The following is a 21,552-nucleotide window of genomic DNA, read 5'->3' as shown; positions in this document are numbered from 1 at the left end:
TTGGCAACCCATGACGTGGATGCGGTGGTGCTGGTCGGCGGCAAGGGCACCAGGCTGCGGCCGCTGACGCTGTCGGCGCCCAAGCCGATGCTGCCGACGGCCGGGCTGCCATTCCTCACCCACCTGCTGTCGCGGATCGCCGCGGCCGGCATCGAGCATGTGGTGCTGGGCACCTCGTACCGGGCCGAGGTGTTCGAGGCCGAGTTCGGCGACGGCTCCAAGCTGGGCTTGCAGATCGACTACGTGACGGAGGAGAAACCGCTGGGCACTGGCGGCGGCATCGCCAATGTGGCCAGCAGGCTGCGGCACGACACCGTGATGGTCTTCAACGGTGACGTGTTGTCCGGCACCGACCTGGGCCAATTGCTGGCCTTTCACGCCGACCACCGGGCCGATGTCACACTGCACCTGGTGCGGGTGAGCGATCCCCGGGCGTTCGGTTGCGTACCGACCGACACCGAGGGCCGCGTCACCGCGTTCCTGGAGAAGACCCAGGACCCGCCCACCGACCAGATCAACGCCGGGTGTTACGTCTTCGCCCGCCACATCATCGACCGGATCCCGCGCGGCCGTGAGGTCTCGGTGGAGCGCGAGGTATTCCCGGCGCTGCTGTCGGATCCTGCGGTGAAGGTGTGCGGTTACGTCGACGCCACGTACTGGCGCGACATGGGCACTCCGGAGGATTTCGTCCGCGGGTCGGCGGACCTGGTGCGCGGCATTGCGCCGTCGCCGGCGCTGCAAGGCCAGCGTGCGGAGAGTCTGGTGCACGACGGCGCGGCCGTGGCGCCCGGGGCGCTGCTGATCGGCGGCACGGTCGTGGGGCGCGGCGCCGAGATCGGTCCGGGCGTCCGGCTGGACGGCGCGGTCATCTTCGACGGCGTCAAGGTGGAGGCCGGCTGCGTGATCGAGCGCTCGATCATCGGCTTCGGGGCCCGCATCGGCCCCCGGGCGCTGATCCGCGACGGTGTGATCGGCGACGGCGCCGACATCGGCGCCCGGTGCGAACTGCTGCGCGGCGCGCGGGTGTGGCCGGGCGTGCGGATTCCCGACGGCGGCATCCGCTACTCCTCGGACGTCTGAGCGTTCCCGCGCGAACGTGCGGCCAGCTTCACACTCGGCGCAAGGACTGCCGCACCAAGTGCTCCAGCGCGTGGTCGGTGCCCGGCGGCAACTCGTCGGCCGGCCACCACCGCAGGTCGTCGGACTCGTCGCTGAGCACGATCCGCGCGCCAGCCGGGGCGTGCGCCATGAACTGCAGGTCCATGTGCCGCGTCGGAATCCCCAGCGAGCAGGTGACCGGATGCACGTGCACCGCAACGAGTTCGGGCCGCAGCCGCAAACCCGGGACGCCGGATTCCTCGGTGGCCTCGCGGGCAGCGGCGGCGAGGATGTCCGCGTCGTGGTCCTCGCAGTGCCCGCCCAGCTGCACCCAGCGGCCCAGCCGGGGGTGCAGGGTGAGCAACACCTGCGTGCCGGCGTCGTCGAGCACCAAGGTGGAGGCGGTGATGTGGCCGGGTTCGCACGCCCGCAGGCAGGCGTCGGCGCGGGCGAGCGCAAACCCCAGCACCGCCTCCCGCAACGCGTCCTGAGCCGGGTTCGGTGCCTGCCAGTCGGTGAGCAGCGCGATCACCGAGTCGCGCACGCTCACCGCGACCCTCTGCCGGTCCGCCGATCCCGCAGCGCGACCCAGGCCGCGCGGCACCGCGCCACCACCTCTGGCGACACCCCCTGCTCCTCGATCAGCACACGTCGGTCCACCAGGTCGAGCGCCTTCTCGATCTCGTTGGCCCGCAACAACAGGTCGACATCGGCGGCCAGGTCGGGGCCGGCGCACCCCGGCGGGGGGATGGGCAACTGTTCGGCTTCGGCGGGCTCGAGCTCCAGTATGCCGCCGCCGTAGCTGCGGCCCATGATCTCGGCGAAGGCGAACGTCGCGCTGTTGTGGAAGACGGCGGCCAGCGCACCGGGCTCGGTGCCGGCCGCGACCCGCACCCGGTGCACGGTGTCGGTACTGGTCGCCGCGGCGGCGTTGACCGTCAGACGCGGGGTCAGGTGAATCTGGCGCAGCATGAACAGATCCGGCACCCACAGCGACGGTGTGGTCCACCACGGCCTGCGCAGCGAGCACTTGTAGCCGCGCTGCACGCCGGCCGCCTCGCCGGCCGCGATGTGCGCGAGCAGCGCGCCGTCGTGCGGGTGCGCCGGCGCGTTCAGCAGCCAGGTGCGCTGACCGGCGGCCATATCGCTGGTGCGGCAATCGATATCGTAGAACAACCCGGACAACTGAACGCTGCGGGACACCAGTGGCACACAGTGCCGCGTGACCCCCAGGTCCCGGGCCTGCGCGTCGGTGAAGGTGAAGAAGCTGTTGCGTCCCGTCACGATGCCCACGTCCACCTCGGCCACCCGGCCCAGCCGCGTCATCGCGCGGGAGTCCTTGAGGGCCCGCAGTGTGCTGATCTGCGCCGGGTCGAGAAAGTACGCGGTCCACTTCTCCCGCTCGTGCAACAGCGCCGGAGCCGACGGCACGTCCAAGTCCACGTCGGCCAGCGCTGCCGCGTCGTCCAGCTGCACCGTGCGGATGCGCGCCGGGCCGCGTCCGGCGACGCCGCAGAACAGCACCACCTCCTGCAGCACGCCGTCGAACACCAGGCGCCGGAAGCTCACCACGGTGATCTCCCGGAACCGGCTCACCAGAAAGTCCCGCAGTTGCGCTGCGTAGCAGACCTGGAGCAGCTCGGCCGGCAGCACCAGCCCCACCCGGCCCCCGTTGCGCACCAGCGTGGTGCTCGCCACCACGAACGGCACCCACGCGTTGGTCAATCTGTTGGGCCGCAGGCCTTCTCGATGCAACATCGCCAACGCCGGTTCGCGCTGCCGCGCGTCCCAGTGTCCGAAACGGATGTAAGGCGGGTTGCCCGCGACGCCGTCCCAGCCGGCCGCGCCCGGCCAGGAGAACAGGTCCGCGGTGTCCACCGGCGCGAACGCGCGCGCCTTCGCCGCTTCGCCGGCAACGAGTTCCACCCCGTGCGCCTGATCGCTGCGGGCGGCAAGTTCGCGCAGGATCCGTCCGTCCCCGCACGACGGCTCCAGCACCCGGGGCCCGGCCTGCGTAACCCACTCGGCGAGAAAGCGGGCGATCGGCGCCGGCGTGTAGTAGCCGCCGCGGATCTTGTCGGCCGTCACGGCCGCCTTGCCCGCGAATGTCTTCATCTGCGGATCAACAGGTCCGCGGACGGAACCGGGTCGCGCAAACCGGCCGGTTCGGCCGCATACCCGATCGCGACGGCACCCAGCGGCTCCCAATCGCCGGGCAGCGCGAGCTCGTTGCGGACCACATCGCCGGCGAAGATCGTCGACCCGATCCAGCAACTGCCCACGCCGCGCACCGCCAGCGCGACCAGCAGCGCCTGCACGGCCGCCCCGACCGCCACGGTGAACATGGTGTGCTCGGCCGCGGTGCGGGCGGCGTCGGGATAGCGGTGCGCCCCCTCGGGCACCAGGAACGGGATGATGACTTCTGTTGCGTCGTAGAGGATCTGGCCGCGGGCCAGCCGGCGCTCGACGGAGTCCGCCGGCCGGCCGTCGCCGGCGAGGTCGGCGCGCCACTTGTCTTTCATCCGGTCGAGCAATCGCGTACGGGTGCCCGGGTCCTGCAGCCAGACGAAGCGCACCGGGCGGGTGTGATGCGGGGCCGGCGCCGTGAGGGCCTCGGCTACCGCGGATTCGACGAGATCCGGCGGCACCGGCTGATCGCTGAACCGGCGCACGGAGCGGCGCAATAACTGAGCCTGCGCGCGGCCCAACTCGATGGCCTCGGCGGTGCCGAGCCAGAACAGGTCTTCGGTGCCCGCTCGCACCAGGTGGCGGGCTGTCGAACCGTCGTCGATCGGGCGCAGCCCGCGCACCACGGCCACCGGCATCGCGGTCAGCTTGCCCTTGACCAGGTCGGCGGCGGCCGCGATCTCGTCGGCGACGGCTACCTCGGTGACTACCAGTTCGTTGCCGTGCCGGTCGACGGCACCCGAATAGTTGTGCAGCACCGCCAGACCGGCCGTGCCGACGGCGGCGTCGATCTGGCCGTTGCGCCACGCGCGGCCCATGGTGTCGGTGATCACCACGGCGACGGTAACGCCGAGTCGCTCGCGCAGCGCGGCGCGCAGGGCGGCGGCGCTGCCGTCCGGGTCCACCGGCAGCAGCGCCAATTCGGTTCGCCCGACGTTGGATCCGTCCACTCCGGCCGCCGCCTGAATCAGCCCCAGCCGGTTCTCGGTGATCAGCGTCCGTTCCTTGCGGGCCAGCACGCGGACCGCTTCATCGTCGACCAGCTGGCGGCGCAACCGGTCTCGTGCTTCTTCAGCGACGGGTGCCGGCACCAGGCGGCCCTCGCACTTGGACACCACCTTGCTGGTCACCACCACCACGTCGGCGTCGCGCAGCCACGGCGCGGCCCCGGCGAGCGCGGCGGCCAGGTCATCGCCGGGCCGGAACTCGGGCAGGCCGGTGACGGGCAGGATTTCAATCTTGGCGGCTGAGCCGTGCTCGCCGGCCGGCGGCAGCGCGCTCACCCGGCGACGCCCACCAGGTCGAGTCCGGCGCGCACCATGTCCGCCGTCGCCTGCGGGTCGCTCATCAACAGGGGGACGGCGCGCACCGACACTCCGTCGATCTCGGCACGGTCACCCTCGTGCACCAGCCAGCAGTCCAGGATCCCGGTCGCACTGCGGGCGCCGTAGTGCCGGCCCACCGCCTCGGCGGTGGAGTCCACGCCGATCACCGACAGGCAGGCATCGGCCATGCCGCGCAACGGTTTTCCGCCAATGATCGGGGAGTAGCCGACGATCGGGGCGGTGGCCGCCCGCAGCGCGGCCCGGATTCCGGGCACGGCGAGGATGGCGCCGACGCTGACCACGGGATTCGACGGCGCCACCATGATGACGTCGGCCTCGGCGATAGCGGTCACCGCTTCGCTTGTGGCCGTTGCTTTTTCGGCACCGACGAACGCAAAGCTGTGGGTGGGCACCTGCGCGCGATGGCGTACCCACCACTCCTGGAAATGGATCGCCCGCCTGCTACCGGAAGTCGGATCGGTGATCACCACGTGCGTCTCGCAACGGTCGTCGCTGGCCGGCAGCAACCGTGCGCCCGGTTGCCACCGGTCGCACAGCGCGGCGGTGACCTGCGACAGCGGATAGCCGGCATTGAGCATCTGGGTGCGCACCAGGTGGGTGGCCAGGTCCCGGTCGCCGAGCATGAACCAGTCGGGCTGCACGCCGTAGCGGCCGAGTTCCTCTTTGGCGTGCCAGGTTTCGTCGCGATGGCCCCAGCCACGCTCGGGGTCGACGCCGCCGCCCAGGGTGTACATGCAGGTGTCGAGGTCCGGACAGACTCGCACGCCGTGGATCCAGGCGTCGTCGCCGATGTTGACGACGGCATCCAGTTCATGGCCGCCACCCTCGCCCTGAGCAAACTTGCCCAAGCCCAGCAACTGCTGCACTCCGAGCAGGAAGCGGGCGCCGCCCACCCCGCCGACCAGAACGGTGACTTTCACACCAGGACAGTACCTGCCCGACGGCACACGTTAAGATGCGGTGATTGTTGTTAACCAATGTGGCGCAAGGGACTTGTGATCAATTCGTACCCGACACGCCGCATTCCGTCGACAACGGAATCGCCGAAATTCGATCACGAGATGGTATGGAATTGCGCCGAAGTGCTTGACCACGGTCCCCGGCCCGTGTCTAATCACATCAGTGTCATTTCCCGGTTGGCCGGCCGGTTCCGGTGTCGCAGACCGAGATTCGATCACTTGTTCGAATTAGGTATCTGTACATCAGAACAGTGGGAAATCATTTCACTCTCTATTAGTGAGGAGGCGGAGCATGTCCTATGAGTACCTTCGGGGCGTAATGGGAGGCACACCGCACACCACTCCCGAGCCGGCTGAAACCATCATGCCGCCAGTCCGTCCTCATTTGAGCGTTGTTCCCGATGCGCCCGCCGTGTTCGAGCCGGAGCCGGTCGAGGAGATCCCCGCCGACCAATGGCAGGACAAGGCGCTGTGCGCGCAGACCGACCCCGAAGCCTTCTTCCCGGAGAAGGGTGGCTCCACCCGCGAGGCCAAGAAGATCTGCCTGGGTTGCGAGGTCCGGCACGAGTGCCTCGAGTACGCGCTGGCGCACGACGAGCGGTTCGGCATCTGGGGCGGTCTGTCCGAACGCGAACGTCGCCGCCTCAAACGCGGGGTTATCTGAGCAGGCGTCAGCGGTTCAGTCGTCGATCGTGGGATCGATGACCGAGGGTTCCACGTCCAGATAAATGGCCACCTGGGCCACCAGGATTTCATGCAGCAGGTCGCCGAGTTCGACGGTGTCTTTGGCCCGTCGCTCGATAGGCTTGCGGAACAACACGATTCGCGCTCGCGTGGCGTTTCCGCGGACGTCTACGCCGGCCGGTATCAGCCGGGCCAGGGCGATCGGCCCGTCGGCGATCACCTCCGGCGGCCACTGCACGCTGTAGGGGTCCTTGGCGGAGATGCGCGGGATCTCGTCGACCGCGACGTCGAGTTCGGCGACCCGGTCCTGCCAGCGCCGCTCGATCGGTTCGTACGCCTCGAGCACCGCCATGTCGAACCGCTCGGCCCGGCTGCGCCAGCCGGGCACCGTCGGCGGGAGTAACGGACCGCGCAGATCCCGGCCCCGCCGGCGTCTCGGCCGGCCGGCCGGCAGAGCCGATCGTTCCCCGCTCACGCGCCGATGGTAACGGTTGGACATCGGCGTCGCCGATGCGCGTGTCCGCCGCTGGACCCGCGTTTTCCCGCGATAGCCTTTCGAGCGTGAACGTACCCCGACGCTGCTGCCGGCCCGGGTGTCCGCATTATGCAGTGGCAACGTTGACGTTCGTTTACTCGGACTCGACGGCGGTGGTCGGCCCGCTCGCTACCGCGCGGGAACCGCACTCGTGGGATCTGTGTGTCAACCATGCCGGCCGCATCACCGCACCGCGTGGCTGGGAACTGGTGCGCCATGCCGGGCCACTGCCCACCCATCCGGATGAGGACGACGAACTGGTGGCGCTGGCCGATGCCGTGCGTGAGGGTGGCGCGGCCGCCGCGCGAACGCCGGCGCTGGTCAACGGCTTCGTGGCCAGTGGGGGCTTCGACGGCGTGCCCCGTGCCGGTGGCGTTGTCGCCGACACGCACCCTGCGGGCGCCCACGCCACTGCGCCGACCGCCGGACTGCTCGCACCGCCCGAGCATCGCTCCGGACGCCGGCGTGGCCATCTTCGGGTACTGCCCGATCCGCCCCGGTAGATCCCGGCCGTTCGGGTCTGGAACCGGCCGGGCCCCGGCGGGCCGATAGGCTGACGGCCAAGAGTCGAATACACCCAGGGCGTCAGGAGCACCGGAGAATGTCGTGGCCCGCCGAGGCTGTCCACCGTGTCATCAAGGCCTATGACGTTCGCGGGCTGGTGGGGGAGGAAATCAACGATGCGCTGGTCACCGATGTGGGGTCCGCGTTTGCCCGGCTGATGCGCAGCGAAGGCGCGGCCCGGGTGGTGATCGGCCACGACATGCGCGACAGCTCACCGGGATTGTCGGCGGCCTTCGCCGACGGGGTCACCGGTCAGGGGTTGGACGTGGTGCGCGTCGGGCTGGCGTCCACCGACCAGCTGTACTTCGCCTCGGGCCTGCTGAACTGCCCCGGTGCCATGTTCACCGCCAGCCACAACCCGGCGGCATACAACGGCATCAAGCTGTGCCGGGCCGGTGCGAAGCCGGTCGGCGCCGACACCGGGCTGGGGGTCATCAGCGCCGAACTGATCGCCGGTGTCCCCGGCCACGACGGCCCGGTCGGTTCGGTCACCGACCAAGACGTGCTGGCCGAGTACGGGGTTTACCTGCGCTCACTTGTCAACACTTCCGGTCTGCGCCCGCTGCGGGTGGCGGTGGATGCCGGCAACGGCATGGCCGGTCACACCGCGCCGGCGGTGTTCGGCGCAATCGACTCGATTACGTTGTTGCCCTTGTATTTCGAGCTGGACGGCACCTTCCCCAACCACGAAGCCAACCCACTGGACCCGGCGAACCTGGTGGACCTGCAGAACTATGTGCGCGAAACCGGGGCCGATATCGGCCTGGCGTTCGACGGTGACGCCGACCGCTGCTTCGTCGTCGACGAGCTGGGCCGACCGGTATCGCCGTCGACGGTCACCGGCCTGGTGGCCGCCCGGGAACTGGGACGCGAGATCGGCGCGACGGTGATCCACAACGTCATCACCTCGCGCGCGGTGCCCGAGTTGGTGGCCGAGCGCGGCGGCACCCCGTTGCGTTCGCGCGTCGGCCACTCCTACATCAAGGCGCTGATGGCCGAGACCAACGCGATCTTCGGCGGCGAACATTCGGCGCACTACTACTTCCGCGACTTCTGGGGGGCCGACTCCGGCATGCTGGCCGCGCTGTATGTGCTGGCCGCACTTGGCGAACAGCACCGGCCGCTGTCCGAGCTGACCGCCGACTACCAGCGCTACGAGTCGTCCGGGGAGATCAACTTCACCGTCGCCGACGCACCGGCCTGTGTGGACGCCGTCCTGAAGACGTTCACGAGCCGGATCCAGTCCATCGATCACCTCGACGGCGTGACGGTGGACCTCGGCGACGGCAGCTGGTTCAACCTGCGCAGCTCCAACACCGAACCGCTATTGCGGCTCAATGTCGAGGGGCGCAGCATCGAGGATGTGGATGCGGTGGTCGCACAGGTCAGCGCCGAAATCGCGGCCCAGGCAACCGGGGCCGGACCGTGAGTGCCGTCGGTGCCGTCGATCTCGAGGACGCCGAAGGCCTGATCGCCGCCGACCGGGACGGCCTGCTGCGGGCGGCGTCGATGGCCGGTGCGCAGGTGCGCGCCGTGGCCGCCGCGCTCAGCGAAGGCGAACTGGACTCGCTGCGCGGTGAGGATCGGGTGCGCAGCGTGATCTGGGTGGCCGGGCGCGGTGCCGCCGAGACCGCGGGCGCCGTGCTGGCGGCCACGTTGGCGACCGCTGCCGCCGAGCCGATCACGCTGGTCACCGAGGCGCCGCCCTGGGTGGGGCCGCTCGATGTGCTGATCGTGGCCGGTGACGATCCCGGCGATCCCGCGCTGGTGGGCGCGGCCGCGACGGGGGTGCGCAGGGGTGCGCGGGTGGTGGTGGTGGCGCCGTACGAGGGGCCGCTGCGGGACTCGACGGCGGGCCGGGTCGCGGTGCTCTCGCCGCGGTTGCCGATGCACGAGGAGTTCGGGTTGTGCCGGTACCTGGCTGCGGGCCTGGCCGTGTTGCACACCGTGGATCCCCGGCTGAGCATCGACCTGGCGGCGCTGGCCGACGAACTCGATGCCGAGGCGCTGCGCAACAGCGCGGGCCGCGACCTGTTCACCAACCCGGCCAAGACGTTGGCCACCCGGATGACCGGCTGTCAGGTTGCGCTGGCCGGCGACAGCGCGGCGACCCTGGCGCTGGCCCGGCACGGCAGTTCGGTGCTGTTGCGGGTCGCTCGACAGGTCGCCGCGGCCGCCGGTCTGGGCGACGCGTTGGCCGCGTTGCGCGGCGGCCCGCGTGCTTACGCCGAGCCCGCCGATGCGCTCTTCCACGACGAACAGATCGATGGGCCGTTGCCGCAGCGGATGCGCGTGCTGGCGCTGACACTGTCCGCGGAGCGCGCGGTGCTGGCCGCGCGAGTGGCCGGGTTCGATGACGTCTACCTGGTCGGCGCGGAGGATGTCCCGGATCAGCCCTCGGTGCCGACCGGTGCGGGGCGCGCCGAGCAGCAACTGGCAGTATTGGCCGTTCGGCTGGAGATGGCCGCGGTTTACCTGCGACTGGCACGGGGATAGAGAGACGGTGGAACTGCTACGCGGAGCGGTGCGGACCTACGCATGGGGATCCCGTACCGCTATCGCCGAATTCACCGGCCGGCCGGTTCCCGCTGCACACCCTGAAGCCGAACTCTGGTTCGGCGCACACCCCGGCGACCCCGCCTGGCTGGAGACACCGGGCGGCGAGACCTCCTTGCTGACCGCGCTGACCGCCGACCCGGAGGGGCAGCTGGGCCCGGCGTCGCGGGCCCGGTTCGGCGATGTGCTTCCGTTCCTGGTCAAGGTGCTGGCCGCCGACGAGCCGCTGTCGCTGCAGGCGCACCCGAGCGCCGCCCAGGCGGTCGAGGGATTCGCTCGCGAAGAGCGGCTCGGTATCCCGGTGAACTCACCGGTCCGCAACTACCGCGACACCAGCCACAAGCCGGAGCTGCTGGTGGCGTTGCAGCCGTTCGAGGCGCTGGCCGGTTTCCGTCAGGTGTCGCGGACCACCGAGTTGCTGCGGGCGCTGAATGTGTCCGACCTGGATCCGTTCATCGATCTGCTCAGCGAGGGGTCCGACGACCAATCTGACGCTGACGGCCTGCGCGCGCTGTTCACCACCTGGATCACCGCGCCGCAGCCCGACCTCGATGTGCTGGTGCCGGCCGTGCTCGACGGCGCGATCCACTACATCAGTTCGGGGGCAACGGAATTCGAAGCCGAGATCAAGACGCTGCTGGAACTCGGCGAGCGCTATCCCGGTGATGCCGGTGTGCTGGCGGCGTTGTTGCTCAACCGCATCACCCTGGCCCCGTGTGAGGCGATCTTCCTGCCGGCCGGCAACCTGCACACCTATCTGCGCGGGTTCGCGGTGGAGGTCATGGCCAACTCCGACAACGTGTTACGGGGCGGTCTCACCCCCAAGCACGTCGACGTGCCGGAACTGCTGCGGGTGCTGGACTTCAGGCCCACCGCCGAGGCGCAGCTGCGGCCGTCGATTCGCCGGGACGGCCTGGAATGGGTCTACGACACCCCGACCGACGAGTTCGCGCTGGCGCTGCTGGTGCTCGACGGCGATCAACTCGGTCACGAAGTCGACGCGGCGTGCAGCCACGACGGGCCGCAGATCCTGCTGTGCGCCGAGGGTTCGCTGACCGTGCACGGCAAATCCGGGTCGCTCACCCTCGAGCGCGGCGCGGCGGCCTGGGTCGGCGCCGACGACGGCCCGATCCGGTTGTCCGCGCAGCGGCCGGCCAAGGTGTTCCGGGCTACCGTGGGCTTGTGACGGCGCGCCGCGGCTGTACCCGGTCGCGCTGCTCGGCCAGCCAGAGTCGCACGTTGTGTGCGACGGTACGGCCGAAAATTCGCGCCGGCGGGACCATGTACAGGCTGTCGAGCAGGGAGAACCGGCGCAAAAACCATTCGGCGAGCACCGGATCGGTTTCCGCGGCGCCGAGGAATTGTTCGAACAGCGATCCGGCCGATTTCCACCAGCGGGGTTGGGGGTCGGCGGTTGCGTGATGGAAGGTCACGTCACCGATCGCGTTCATCATCCATACCGGAAAGGTGGTCTTGGCCGTCAGGCGATGGAGTTCTGCGGCCAGGTCGCCGGGGGAGTGTAGCGCCTGACGCAGATGCCCGGCCTGCAGCGAGGTCATGGTCATGCCTTGCCCGAATGTCGGATTGAAGCTGGCCACCGCGTCACCGAACGGGACGATGCCGCCGGGAAAACGGTCCAGTTTGTGATAGCGGCGCCACCTGCTCACCGGAAAGGCATGATATGCGGGTTCGCCGACCGGTTCGGCTTGCGCCAGCGCCGCGCTGAAGTGGGGCGGGAGCAGGTCATCGACGAGCGCGAGCATGTCGGGAAAGGTGCGCGGCGGCTTGGCATTCGCCACTCCGAAGGTGGTCAGCACCCAGATGTGGTCCTCGTAATGCAGCATGCCCAATCCCAGCGACTTGTCGTGCGACGCGCCGGCCACCACCACCTTCTCCGCGATCAGGCCTTCCGGCATCCGGAATTGGTGGGTGGCGTAATTGATGCCGATGTCGACCGTCGCCTCCGGCGCGCGCTGATATCCCCACTGATCCAGCCACACGGGCAGCCGGGTGCCACGGCCGGCGGCATCGACCACCAGGTCCGCGGCGACAAACTCCGGCTCCTCACCGCGTTGCGCCGGGTCCAGCAGCACGCCGATCACCCGCTGCAGCGCCGGCTCGAAGCGCGGCTCGGCGACCGGGCGCTGCACGATCTGGACGTTGTCGATGTCGCGGACGCGCCGGCGGATCTGCCACTCCAGGTGGGGCCGGCTGGGCACGTAGGCGGTGAACTCGTCGCGCAGGGTGTGTCCGGTACCAAGGACGTAGCCGGCGGCGCCCAGGTGAATGCAGTCCGGCCGGTTCTCCAGCATCGGCACGCCCGCCGCCACCATGTCGTCCAGCAGACCCGGGAACAGGCTCTCGAACTCGTTGGCGCCGCGGGCCATCAGCAGATGCAGGTGGCGATCCTGCGGGACGGTGGCGCGGTTGGCCGGTTCGCCGGGCAGGTCATCGCGCTCGTAGACCGTCACCTGGGCGTAGAAGTCGGATAGCACCCGGGCCGCACACAGCCCGGCGATGCTTGCGCCGATCACTACCGCATGATTCTTGTTCTCTTGGCTCCCCACCATTGGGGCAGCGTACCCGTCCGCTTTGTTCAGCGCGGAGCGTCGATCCGATGCGATTAACCCCGAGCACGCGCACGGCAACCGCTATCCCGGAGCGCCGGGGTTGCCATCGTTTCCCGATAAGTTACCTGGTCCGCCGGCACCGCCGTCGCCGCCGCGATCGAAAAAGCTGAACCCGCCCTCGCCACCATCACCACCGTTGCCCGCTGCGCCGAAGGGAACTGCGGCGCGGTTGCCCCAGCCGACCTCCCCGCCGCGACCGCCCTTGCCACCGGCAATGCCCTGCGCAACCGAGAAGCCGCCGGTGCCGCCACGACCACCGTTGCCGCCTAATTGGGTAGGGGTGAATTACCGTCGCCGCCGCGATCACCGGCGCCGCCAGCGCCGCCATTGCCGGCGCTGAGGAGATTGCGGCTGCCGGCGGCGGTAACGTTGCCGCCGCTGCCGCCCGCACCGCCGTCGCCGGCTTGACCGGAACCGCCGAAGGTGCTGCCGCCTGCGCCGCCCACAACGCCGATACCCCACAACAACCCGCCCGCACCGCCGGCCTGTCCCGGTGCCCCCCGCCGCCCCGTCGCCAATCAGGTTCCGTCCCCACAACGCCTGGGTGGGGGCGTTGATCACCCCCAACAGCAACTGCTCGATATTGAAGGCCTCCGCCGACCCATATGACGCCCCCGCCGCCCCCAACGCCGCCCCGAATCGCTCAGCGAACACCGCTGCCCGCTCGCCGTGCTGATACTGCCGCCCGTACTCCCCGAACAACCCCACAATCGCCGCCGACACCTCATCCCCACCCGCCGCCTCCACCCCCGTCGTCGCCACCACCTCCGCATCCGCCGCCCACACCACCGACCCCACCAACCCCACCTGCTCACCCGCAGCGGCGACCGCATCCACCCACACCGAGACCATCGCCATCGCCACGCTCCTATCGTTTTGAAACAAGTTGAGCCACCGCGGGTCTCGACTCTAGAGCCGTTGCCCGCCGGAGGAGCAAGGTTGCGCATATAACGTGGCGAGGTTCCAGATAGCGCAGGCAACATTGCTCAAACGTAGGGAAACTCGACGCGGGTCAAGCTAACGGGTGCGAAACGCCTTGCTCTCGGTGTCCAGGCCCGCGCAGATCCTTGAGAGCTCCGACGTGGACACCCCCGCCTTGACGCCCCTGCGGTCGTGGCCTCGGTAAGCTGCTGCTTCCCGGTGCGGATCTTTCGGCGAACATCGCGACGGCATCGGGTGGACTTCAGAGCTTCGAGCTGGCCGAGCAGGGCAGCATTGTCGTGAATCATCGCGGGGTGTGTCCGTCGCTTGAGTCACTTTGGTAGGTAACTCACTGACCACTATGCAATGTCCCAGCCGGTTCGTCTGTTCGTGCCGCCCGCTACCCCACCCAAGGGGACCAGGGCTTCGGGTTGCTGCTCTACCTCCGCAACGACGCTTGTGTCGAAGCAGCCGTCGCAGCATCGACTCGTGTAGCGAGCAATCGGCTAAGGTAATGTGCACTGATCTCAATCGCATTCGTAACAAAGGCTATTGAGCTCGTCAACCCAGCTCGGGCCCGGCGTCAACGCCCGACTCGTCAGATCCGAATTAGCGGAGCGAGGTGTTCGATGTCATTTGCGATGGTGGCGCCCGAGCGGTTGATATCGGCCGCTGCCGAGGTGGCCGGTATCGGTTCTGCGCTCAGTGATGCCAACGCCGCGGCAGCCGCCCAGACCGTGGGCGTTCTGGAGTCTGCACAAGATGAGGTTTCGGCCACCATTGCGGCGTTGTTCAGCTCGCATGCTGTGGAGTATCAGATCGTCAGCACGCAGGCAGCGGCGTTCCACCGGCAGTTCGTCTCAGCGTTGGCATCAGGTGCGAAATCCTATGCAGGAGCCGAGGCCGTCAGCGTCGAGCAGATTCTGCTGGACGCGATCAATGCGCCTACCCAAACGCTGCTTGGCCGCCCGCTGATCGGCAATGGCATCAACGGTGCGCCAGGAACGGGGCAAGACGGTGGGCCCGGCGGACTGCTGTGGGGCAACGGCGGCAACGGTGGGTCCGGTGTGGCAGACGTTGGTGGGCGTGGCGGTAACGGCGGCGTCGCGGGGCTGATTGGCAACGGCGGCAGCGGTGGTGTCGGTGGGGCTCATACCGCCGGCGCCGGTGGCATGGGTGGTGCGGGCGGTAGCGGGTGGCTGTTCGGTAATGGCGGTGGCGGGGGCGCCGGCGGAGTGGGTACAACGGTCAGCGGCAACGGTGGTGCCGGAGGCAGCGGCGGTGTCCTCGGTAGTGGTGCCAGCGGGGGTGTAGGCGGCGCTGCGGTGACCGGTGGGCTCCCCGGAAGAGGGGGCGCCGGCGGTGACGCGGGGCTGATCGGCAACGGTGGGGATGGCGGCGCCGGTGGGGTCGGCGGTGCCGGAGCAAATGGAGTCAATCCCACACCCGACCAGACCAGCCAGGCGCCGGACGGTAAGAGTGGCGCCAGCAACGTGCTCGGCAGCGGCGCACCTGGCCGTAACGGACAGTCCGGTGCCGGCGTGCCTGGGCAGGCCGGTGGCAACGGCGGCGCCGGCGGCGACGGCGCACAATTCGCCGACGGCCCGGTGACCGGCGGCAACGGGGGCAACGGCGGCAACGGCGGCACCGGTGCGCCCGGCGGTAACGGGGGAGCAGGTGGTGTCGGCGTCAACCCGGGCGCAGGAGACGCCTTCGGGGGCAATGGAGGTAACGGAGGCGATGGTGGCGCCGGAGCCCCGGGTGGTGCCGGTGGAATCGGGGGCCTCGCCTCGCCTGCCGGTACGGGTGCGGGTCTCGCAGGCAATGGCGGAGCAGGAGGACATGGCGGCACGGGCGCAGCCGGCGGCGCCGGCGGCCAAGGCGGTGGGGAAAGCAACCAAGGCGGCACTCCCGGCGGCGGAGGCAACGGCGGTTCGGGTGGTCCGGGCGCCAACAACGCTGGTATCGGCGGCCCCGGCGGTGCTGGAGGTGCCGGTGGACGTGGTGGGCTGCTGGCCGGCATCGGCGGCAACGGAGGTGCTGGCGGTGCGGGTGGTGTCGGCGGCACCGGTTCACCCGGCGGCGGTGGCGGCGCGGGCGGAGACGGTGGCGTACTCGTTGGCGGCGCCTTCGGTGGTGACGGCGGTGACGGAGGCGACGGCGGTGCAGGTGGTGCCGGCGGCACTGGTGGCACCGGTGGCGCCGGCGGCGCGGCAGGCGCTGGTGGATTGATCGGCTTTTCCGGTGTGGACGGCACAGGCGGCGCCGGGGGTCGCGGAGGAGCCGGTGGTACCGGCGGTGCGGGAGGCGCAGCCGGATCTGGGGTAGTTGATGGTAATCCAGGCAATCCTGGAGGATTTGGCGCCGCTGGGCCCGATGGCCAACCGGGCTGACACCCGGTTAACGGATTGAGGATCATCTTCCGACAATTTGTTGTCGATGTGACATGACGAACTTGCGTCGAATCCTGAAGCAGTTGAGGGATTTTCGAAGGCAAGATCGGTAACAGCATTCACATGTCGATACGGGTTCGATTAGGAATTAGGAGTTGACGCCATGCACTTCCCGGCGGCGCTGTGGGCGGCGCTCCCGCTGCTCCGTGAGCCACGGTCGCATGTTGTTAGCGACGGTGCGGCCGGTTTCGGAGCGATCCGGCCGATTTCCGCCAGCGGGGTTGGGGGTTAGCGGTTGCGTGATGAAACGTCACATCACCGATCGCGTTCATCATCCACACTGGAAAGGTGGACTTGGCCGTCAGGCGGTGGAGTTCTGCGGCCAGGTTGTCGGGGCAGTGCAGCGCCCGACGCAGACGCCCGGCCTGCAGCGACGTCATGGTCATGCCTTGCCCGAACGTCGGATTGAAGCTGGCCACCGCGTCACCGAAAGCGACGATGCCGCCGGGAGAACGGTCCAGTTTGTGATAGCGGCGCCACTTGCTTACCGGGAAGGCATGATGTGCGGGTTCCCCGACCGGTTCGGCTTGCGCGTTCCGTCGGGTTCCAGCAGCACGCCGGTCACCCGCTGCAGCGCCGGCTCGAAGCGCGGCTCGGCGACCGGGCGCTGCACGATCTGGACGTTGTCGATGTCGCCGACGCGCCCGCGGATCTGCCACTCCGGGTGGGGCCGGCTGGGCACATAGGCGGTGAACTCGTCGCGCAGGGTATGTCCGGTGCCAAGGACGTAGCCCGCGGCACCCAGGTGAATGCAGTCCGGGCGGTTTTCCAGCATGGGCACGCCCGCCGCCACCATGTCATCCAGTAGACCGGGAGACAAGGCTTTCGAACTCGTCGGCACCGCGGGCTATCAGCAGGTGCAGGTTGGCAGTCCTGCGGCACGGTGGCGCGGTTGGCCGGCTCGCCGGGCGACGAGCCAGGTACGTCAACGCCGCAACAGTCGCGATCATCGGTCTCGAACCGGCCCGACCCTGGGTGCAGCAGGTCCAACTCAGTAGCCCACGCACGGTGCAGACTCCCGGTCGCCTTGATCGCGAACACCGGATCACCGGCGTGCACAGCAAGCATCTTCTCTAGCGCCGCGATCCCCGACCGCGCCACCGGCAACGACACCGGCTCCGCCAGCAGTCCGTTCCCGTTGCTGACCCACACTCGGTTCATCACCTTGCCGGGGTCGACCGCCACCACCACCGTCAAAGGCTCAAGGGCCACCGGAAGCATCAACATCTCGGCTTTCTCCTCACCAAACTGAAAAGGCTCGAACCGATCTGTCACCAAGTGGGTCGAGTCAGGTCATCCCTTGACGGCCCATCATCAGCCTGCGCTCGTCGGTGTCAACGTCGTTCATGCTGGCTGCGCTGCGTGCGCTCCAGGTTAGTACGCCGGCACCGGGGTGAACGGGCGTCGCGGGCCCCAGCGGGCGATTGGGCCCGAACGAGGCGACCGGCGCCCGCCCACAGCTGCGGCCGATGCGGTCAGCCGGCCGGTGCTACGGATTGTTCAGCCCGTCTGCGCCCTGCGCGGTGGAATTGTCCAGATTCTGGCCGCCTTGGGCGCTGATCGTCGCGTCGGTGCCGTTGCCGCCGGTCAAGCCCGCAGCGCCGTTGCCGCCGTTGCCGCCGGTGGCAGTGCACCCGATCGCCGAGCTGCCGGCGCCGAAGGCCTCGATGGTGCCGGCTCCGCCGCTGCCGCCGAGGCTGCCGGCGCCGGTGCCCGCCCCGCCCCTGCCGCCGACGGCATCGCCGCCGGCAGTGCCGCCGGTGTCGGCCAAGATCTGTGCCCCACTGCCCTGACCGCCGGTACCCCCATCGGAGCCTGCGCCCCCGTCGCCGCCGGTGACGGTACCGGTCACCGCGCCATTTGTTGTGGCGACCATCACGCCTACACCGCCCTTGCCGCCGGCGCTGCCCCCACCACCGTCGCCGCCGGCACCGCCGGTCGCGGTGCCGGTCAGCGTCCCGCCGGAGGAGGCGAACAAAAGACCGTCGCTGCCTTGGCCGCCGTGGCTGCCGATGCCGGAGCCGACACCGCCAACACCCCCAATGGCGGTGCCGCTAGCTGTACCGCCGGTAAACGCGCTCAATGAGCCGCTGCCGCCCGAACCGCCGCTGCCGCCGTCTATTCCAGCACCGCCGGCGCCGCCGGTCGCGGTGCCGGTCAACGCCCCACCGCTTTCGGCGAAGAGGAGCGCAGCACCGCCGTCCTCGCCGACGCTGCCGCCGCCGATGCCCTGCCCGCCGGCGCCGCCGGTCGCGGTGCCGCTCACAGTGCCGTCCACGGCGCGAATTCGCGCGAAGCTGCTGTCGCCGCCGGTGCCGCCGTCAATACCTGCGCCCCCGGCGCCGCCGGTGGCGGTACCGGTCGCCGTACCGCCCGATTCGGCTTCGAGGAAGCTGTTGCCGCCGTTGCCGCCGAGGCTGCCGGCGCCGCTGCCCGCCCCACCGTGGCCGCCGGCAGCCTGACCGCCCCCAATGCCACCCGCAATGCCGCCAGTGTTCGCGTCGATCCATGCTTCGCCGCCCAGGCCGCCGGTGCCCCCACCGGAGCCTGCGCCTCCGTCGCCGCCGGTGGTGGTACCGATCGCCGAGCTGCCGGCGCCGAAGGCCTCGATCGTGCCTTTGCCGCCGGTGCCGCCGACGCTGCCGGCGCCGGTGCCCGCCCCGCCGTGGCCGCCGAGGGCATCGCCGCCGGCAGTGCCGCCGGTGTTGGCCGAGATCCGTGCCTCGCCGCCCAGGCCGCCGGTACCGCCGACGGAGCCTGCGCCTCCGTCGCCGCCGGTGACGGTACCGGTCGCCGCGCTATTTGGTCCGGCGCTCAAAGAGCCTTGAGCGCCGTTGCCGCCGGTACCCCCACCGGAGCCTGCGCCCCCGTCGCCGCCGGTGACGGTACCGGTCACCGCGCCATTTGTTGTGACCAAAAAGCCTGGAGCGCCGTCGCCGCCGGCGCTGCCCGCACCAGCGTCGCCGCCGGCACCGCCGGTCGCGCTGCCGGTCAGCGTCCCGCCGGAGCTGGCGAGCACGTTACCCTCGCTGCCTCGGCCGCCGCGGCTGCCGATGCCGGAGCCGACACCGCCAACACCCCCAACGGCGGTGGCGCTAGCTGTACCGCCGATATACGCGTTCGCAAGCACTTCGCCGCCCGAACCGCCGCTGCCGCCGTCTATTCCAGCACCGCCGGCGCCGCCGGTTACGGTGCCGGTCATCGACCCACTACTTTCGGCGACGAGGAGCGCAGCACCGCCGTCCCCGCCGACGCTGCCGCTGCCGATGCCGTCACCGCCCGCGCCACTGATCGCGGTGCCGCTCACAGTGCCGGCCAGGGCGAGAATTCGCGCCCAGCGGCCGCCGCCGCCGCCGCCGGTGCCGCCGTCAATACCTGCGCCCGCGTTGCCGCCGGTGACGGTACCGGTCGCCGTACCGCCCGATTCGGCTTCGAGGAAGCTGTTGCCGCCGTTGCCGCCGAGGCTGCCGGCGCCGCTGCCCGCCCCACCGTGTCCGCCGGCAGCCTGACCGCCCCCAATGCCACCCGCAATGCCGCCAGTGTTGGCGTCGATCCATGCTTCGCCGCCCAGGCCGCCGGTGCCCCCACCGGAGCCTGCGCCTCCGTCGCCGCCGGTGGCGGTACCGGTCGCCGTACCGCCCGATTCGGCCAGCAAGGAGCCTTTGCCGCCGGCGCCGCCGAGGCTGCCGGCGCCGGTGCCCGCCTCGCCGTCGCCGCCGAGGGCATCGCCGCCGGCAGTGCCGCCGGTGTTGGCCAAGATCCGTGCCTCGCCGCCCAGGCCGCCGGTGCCCCCACCGGAGCCTGCGCCTCCGTCGCCGCCGGTGGTGGTACCGGTCGCCGTACCGCTTGATTCGGCCAGCAAGGAGCCTTTGCCGCCGGTGCCGCCGACGCTGCCGGCGCCGGTGCCCGCCCCGCCGTGGCCGCCGAGGGCATCGCCGCCGGCAGTGCCGCCGGTGTTGGCCAAGATCTGTGCCTCGCCGCCCTGACCGCCGGTACCGCCGACGGAGCCTGCGCCTCCGTCGCCGCCGGTGGCGGTACCGGTCGCCGTACCGCCCGATTCGACCAAGAAGAAGCCTTCACCGCCGGCGCCGCCGACGCTGCCGGCACCGCTGCCCGCCCCGCCGTTGCCGCCGGCAGCACTGCCGTCGGCGGTGGCGGCAACAGTGCTGCGGTCGGAGTACAGTGCACCACCGCCGCCCTGCCCGCCGGTGCCGCCGTCGGATCCCGCGCCCCCTGCGCCGCCGGTAGCCGTGCCGGTCAGCGTCGTGTCTGAGTAGGCTACGAAGTTGCCGGCGCCGCCGGTGCCGCCGTGGCTGCCGATGCCGGTGCCATCACCGCCGACACCCCCGGTAGCGGTGCCGCTCGCCTTACCGCCGAATGCGGCAACCTGCCCGAAGCCGCCCTGGCCGCCGGTGCCGCCGTCGATACCGGCGCCCCCGGCGCCGGAGATCGCGGTGCCGGTCGCCGCCCCGCCGTTCTCGGCGAAAAGGAGCGCCTGACTGCCGTCCCCGCCGATGCTGCTGGCGCCGATGCCGTCACCGCCGGCGCCACCGATCGCACTGCCGCTCACCGTGCCGGTGGATAACGCGCTCACTTGCGCGGGTCCGCCGCGACCGCCGGTGCCGCCGTCAATACCTGCGCCCCCGGCGCCGGCGGTGGCGGTGGCGGCCGTGATGGTGCTGCCCGCGGAGGCGGCGACGATCGCCTGACCGCCACTGCCCCCGCGGCCGCCGTCGAGGCCGCCCTCACCGCCAACGCCACCGGTGGCCGCGCTCAAGGAAACATTACTGCCCGCGCCGTCCGCAATGATCGTGGCTGCGCCGCCGGTCCCCCCGTCACCGCCGGCACTGACAGCGCTGCCGGCACCGCCGCGGCCCCCGTCACCGCCAGTGACTACCCCCGCCGCGCTACCCCCGCCGGATTGATCCAGCAGCGCACCGCCGCCGCCACCGCCACCACCACCGCCGTACCCGGGCCCCTGAGCGCCGGCGAGGCCGCCGGCCCCGCCCACACCGCCGCGCCCGGCGCTGGCCTGCCCACCGCTATGCGCGCCCACACCACCCTCCCCGCCGTCCCCGCCGGCGCCGAACAGTCCGCCCTCCACACCGACACCACCCACACCGCCCAGCCCGCCGGTCCCGCCGGACTGCGCGAACCTGAACGGGAGGTTGGCGATGACGCCGTCACCGGCCCCGCCGCGGCCCCCGGCCCCGCCGGTGCCACCATCGCCGCCGCCGACACCACCCAGGCCGGCCCCGCCGCGTCCCCCGCCACCACCGAGGCCCCCCGCGCCGGCCACGCTGTCAGGACCGCCGGAAGACCCCACACCCCCCACACCGCCGACCCCGCCGGTCCCGCCGCGGCCGTTAACGCCGTCCGCGCCCGGGGCGGACAGCCAAACCCCCGCGCCCCCCGCACCGCCCGCCCCCGCGCCGCCACCAGTGCCCCCGATCCCGCCGGTCCCGCCGGCCTGCACCACATCACCCGGCCCACCGACCCCACCGACCCCGCCGACACCGCCGGTCCCGCCGGCCCCGCCGGCCCCGGCCGTACTGAACAACCCCGCACTGGCCCCACCAGCCCCGCCGGCCCCGCCGGCCCCCCCGATTCCGCCCTGAC

At 70.7% G+C, this 21,552-nt stretch carries 15 protein-coding genes and 3 pseudogenes; 8 read left to right on the top strand and 10 right to left on the bottom strand.

The window, feature by feature from the left end:
• The gene (gene manB / locus AC5Y7D_RS19400) at positions 1–1,080 is read left to right on the top strand and encodes a mannose-1-phosphate guanylyltransferase (RefSeq protein WP_499926937.1); all 1,080 of its coding nucleotides are present in this window, start codon (positions 1–3) and stop codon (positions 1,078–1,080) included.
• A gap of 28 nt (positions 1,081–1,108) precedes the next feature.
• Here manB and AC5Y7D_RS19395 read toward each other — a convergent pair whose 3' ends face one another.
• The 4 genes from AC5Y7D_RS19395 to cofD are packed head-to-tail and all read right to left on the bottom strand — an operon-like array spanning position 1,109 to position 5,551.
• The gene (locus AC5Y7D_RS19395; protein ID WP_499926798.1) at positions 1,109–1,648 is read right to left on the bottom strand and encodes an NUDIX domain-containing protein; all 540 of its coding nucleotides are present in this window, start codon (positions 1,646–1,648) and stop codon (positions 1,109–1,111) included.
• Entirely contained in the window at positions 1,645–3,213 is a 1,569-nt protein-coding gene (locus tag AC5Y7D_RS19390) for an Eco57I restriction-modification methylase domain-containing protein (protein WP_499926796.1), read from the bottom strand. The genes AC5Y7D_RS19395 and AC5Y7D_RS19390 overlap by 4 nt, the downstream gene beginning before the upstream one ends.
• The gene (locus AC5Y7D_RS19385; protein WP_499926936.1) at positions 3,210–4,559 is read right to left on the bottom strand and encodes a coenzyme F420-0:L-glutamate ligase; all 1,350 of its coding nucleotides are present in this window, start codon (positions 4,557–4,559) and stop codon (positions 3,210–3,212) included. Before AC5Y7D_RS19385 ends, AC5Y7D_RS19390 begins: the two co-directional genes overlap by 4 nt.
• Positions 4,560–4,564: 5 nt before the next feature.
• Positions 4,565–5,551, bottom strand: coding sequence for a 2-phospho-L-lactate transferase (gene cofD / locus AC5Y7D_RS19380; RefSeq protein ID WP_499926795.1), 987 nt, complete (start codon positions 5,549–5,551; stop codon positions 4,565–4,567).
• A 358-nt stretch (positions 5,552–5,909) separates the two neighbouring features.
• Here cofD and AC5Y7D_RS19375 point away from each other — a divergent pair, with 358 nt between their 5' ends.
• Positions 5,910–6,254, top strand: coding sequence for a WhiB family transcriptional regulator (locus AC5Y7D_RS19375; protein ID WP_499926935.1), 345 nt, complete (start codon positions 5,910–5,912; stop codon positions 6,252–6,254).
• A 15-nt stretch (positions 6,255–6,269) separates the two neighbouring features.
• On the opposite strand, the gene AC5Y7D_RS19370 is transcribed toward AC5Y7D_RS19375, so the two are convergent.
• The gene (locus tag AC5Y7D_RS19370) at positions 6,270–6,689 is read right to left on the bottom strand and encodes a metallopeptidase family protein (protein WP_499926934.1); all 420 of its coding nucleotides are present in this window, start codon (positions 6,687–6,689) and stop codon (positions 6,270–6,272) included.
• A gap of 146 nt (positions 6,690–6,835) precedes the next feature.
• On the opposite strand from AC5Y7D_RS19370, the gene AC5Y7D_RS19365 reads away from it, so the two are divergent.
• From AC5Y7D_RS19365 to manA, 4 genes are all read left to right on the top strand, one after another.
• Positions 6,836–7,312: a DUF3499 domain-containing protein gene (locus AC5Y7D_RS19365; RefSeq protein WP_499926793.1), complete on the top strand. Its 477-nt coding sequence runs from the start codon at positions 6,836–6,838 to the stop codon at positions 7,310–7,312.
• Between the two features lie 98 nt (positions 7,313–7,410).
• The gene (locus tag AC5Y7D_RS19360) at positions 7,411–8,802 is read left to right on the top strand and encodes a phosphomannomutase/phosphoglucomutase (RefSeq protein WP_499926792.1); all 1,392 of its coding nucleotides are present in this window, start codon (positions 7,411–7,413) and stop codon (positions 8,800–8,802) included.
• Complete coding sequence (locus tag AC5Y7D_RS19355) at positions 8,799–9,869, top strand: TobH protein (RefSeq protein WP_499926790.1); 1,071 nt, start codon at positions 8,799–8,801, stop codon at positions 9,867–9,869. Before AC5Y7D_RS19360 ends, AC5Y7D_RS19355 begins: the two co-directional genes overlap by 4 nt.
• A 7-nt stretch (positions 9,870–9,876) precedes the next feature.
• Positions 9,877–11,115, top strand: coding sequence for a mannose-6-phosphate isomerase, class I (gene manA, locus AC5Y7D_RS19350; protein WP_499926788.1), 1,239 nt, complete (start codon positions 9,877–9,879; stop codon positions 11,113–11,115).
• On the opposite strand, the gene AC5Y7D_RS19345 is transcribed toward manA, so the two are convergent.
• The 3 genes and pseudogenes from AC5Y7D_RS19345 to AC5Y7D_RS19335 all read right to left on the bottom strand — a co-directional run.
• On the bottom strand, positions 11,099–12,499 hold the full coding sequence (locus AC5Y7D_RS19345; protein WP_499926786.1) for an FAD-dependent oxidoreductase: 1,401 nt from the start codon (positions 12,497–12,499) through the stop codon (positions 11,099–11,101). The two genes, manA and AC5Y7D_RS19345, sit on opposite strands and share 17 nt — an antisense overlap.
• A 326-nt stretch (positions 12,500–12,825) precedes the next feature.
• A complete protein-coding gene (locus tag AC5Y7D_RS19340; RefSeq protein WP_499926949.1) occupies positions 12,826–13,077 on the bottom strand; it encodes a hypothetical protein in 252 nt (83 codons plus the stop codon).
• 124 nt (positions 13,078–13,201) lie between these two features.
• Positions 13,202–13,411: pseudogene (locus AC5Y7D_RS19335) on the bottom strand (PE family protein); the annotation flags it as partial.
• A 698-nt stretch (positions 13,412–14,109) separates the two neighbouring features.
• Here AC5Y7D_RS19335 and AC5Y7D_RS19330 point away from each other — a divergent pair.
• The gene (locus AC5Y7D_RS19330) at positions 14,110–15,873 is read left to right on the top strand and encodes a PE family protein (protein WP_499926784.1); all 1,764 of its coding nucleotides are present in this window, start codon (positions 14,110–14,112) and stop codon (positions 15,871–15,873) included.
• 148 nt (positions 15,874–16,021) lie between these two features.
• On the opposite strand, the pseudogene AC5Y7D_RS19325 reads toward AC5Y7D_RS19330, so the two are convergent.
• Positions 16,022–16,842, bottom strand: a pseudogene (locus AC5Y7D_RS19325) (oxidoreductase); the annotation flags it as partial.
• A 118-nt stretch (positions 16,843–16,960) separates the two neighbouring features.
• Between AC5Y7D_RS19325 and AC5Y7D_RS19320 the strand changes: the two are divergent.
• Positions 16,961–17,185 (top strand): hypothetical protein, encoded by a 225-nt coding sequence (locus AC5Y7D_RS19320; protein ID WP_499926948.1) that lies wholly within the window; start codon positions 16,961–16,963, stop codon positions 17,183–17,185.
• A 237-nt stretch (positions 17,186–17,422) separates the two neighbouring features.
• On the opposite strand, the pseudogene AC5Y7D_RS19315 reads toward AC5Y7D_RS19320, so the two are convergent.
• Positions 17,423–21,552 (bottom strand): annotated as a pseudogene (locus AC5Y7D_RS19315) (PE family protein); the annotation flags it as partial.

This window comes from Mycobacterium sp. NGS49, from assembly GCF_059812565.1.
Note: the sequence above shows the minus strand (reverse complement) of the source record. Positions and strands in the feature narration are given on the sequence as shown.